Origin of the sequence: Protofrankia sp. CiP3, assembly GCF_917627345.1 — a bacterium.
Classification (GTDB): domain Bacteria; phylum Actinomycetota; class Actinomycetes; order Frankiales; family Frankiaceae; genus Protofrankia.
In genome coordinates, this window is record NZ_CAKJTM010000187.1 from 1 (window position 1) to 1,295 (window position 1,295).

The 1,295-nt window shown below is 60.6% G+C and carries 1 protein-coding gene and 1 pseudogene; one reads left to right on the plus strand and one right to left on the minus strand.

The features are described from left to right. Window positions 1-302 (plus strand): annotated as a pseudogene (locus tag MJ797_RS25810) (TetR family transcriptional regulator); the annotation flags it as partial. Window positions 303-631: 329 nt separating this feature from the next. Here MJ797_RS25810 and MJ797_RS25815 read toward each other — a convergent pair. Next, window positions 632-1,063 carry a cupin domain-containing protein gene (locus MJ797_RS25815; protein ID WP_374582990.1) on the minus strand — a complete coding sequence of 144 codons (432 nt, stop codon included), beginning with the start codon at window positions 1,061-1,063 and terminating at the stop codon, window positions 632-634. Between the last annotated feature and the right edge of the window lie 232 nt (window positions 1,064-1,295).

Sequence of the window (1,295 nt, forward strand, 5' to 3'; positions counted from 1 at the left end):
CCCAGCTTCAGGAGAATGCCGAACGGGTCAGGCTGCGGGACGCCGTCGTGTCGGCCACCGCGGAACTACGCGAACGCGAGCTGATCAAGCTCGCCGGGCTCGCCGGGACGATGGCCGCCGCGCTCCATGACCGCGGTATCCCCGAGCCGGCCGCGAGCCTGGCTGCCGAGACGGGGATCGCCGTGTTCAAGGTCGCTTTCACGCGTTGGATCAGCGAGCCGGGCCGACCGGACCTGCCGGGCGTCCTGCGGGCCTTGAGACAGGAACTGAGGAACGTGCTCGCGGAACGCGCACCCGTCTGAACGGTCCTGGGGCGCCCTCGTGGCTGCCTGGCGTCACCATCGCCACGGCAGCTCGGACGGATGGAGCTGTCGGCGCTCTCCCTGCCGGGCCTGACTCGCCTCACGGCAAGGCCTGGAGAGTTCCCACTTTCGTATGAAATACGTTGAACGTCCTGGCTCCCTCCAGGCCTGCGACCTGCGCAGATGCTTGGCGGGGTGAACAAATTATTTCATTCCAAGTCCTCAGTGCATCATCCGGGCGTCCGCCTCATGCCAGAACCCCGTGGATCCCAACACGATGCGGGTGGTGCACTGACCGCTGGAGACCGTGAAGGTTTACCAGCAAGATCCTACTGGAAGTCGCAGCCGGGGTTGGACGCGTCTTCGGCCAGGGGACTGCCAGCTGGATCCACGTAAAGCACCTCGAGGATCAAAGGCTTAGAGCCAAGATTACGGCCAATATGCACGTGATTCGCACCGCTCGACTCGAGGATAATGCTACCTGGATCGTAAACACCGTCGGTTGCACAGGTGGAATCTGAATGTGTCAGAGTGCCCTGTACCACTATCGCGTAGAGGGTGCCGTCATGGTAATGCCAACCAGTGCTTCCACCTGGCTGAACAGTAATCTTTCGCAGGATATAGTCCTTGCCGCCCGCTGTCGCCTGGGCGATGATGGTTCCGGTGACCCCTGAGCTGGGGGTCGCGCCAGCGGTACTGGAGACGAGGGAGAAACCCAGGGCCGCGGCTCCGGCGAGTCCAACACGAAATACGTTGCGCATGAGTCGGTCCTTCTTTCCTGTTTTCTTGGGGCCAAAGACGACGCGATCACATTCTTCTTGCGCCATCGGAGATCTATGAGTAACTATTCGGAAGTCCCATGAAAGATCGACTAACTTCTGCAGGTCAGAGCCGATTTGACCTCCAAGATTCCACAGGACTTCCGAATACTTCGGATCTATCTGTGCGGAGAACTCAGTACCAGCAGGGTAAAGATGCTGGCGAGTACAGGGA

Excerpts from the sequence above, each read along its gene's own strand:
- MJ797_RS25815 (WP_374582990.1), bottom strand. The coding sequence starts at position 1,063 with ATGCGCAACGTATTTCGTGTTGGACTCGCCGGAGCCGCGGCCCTGGGT.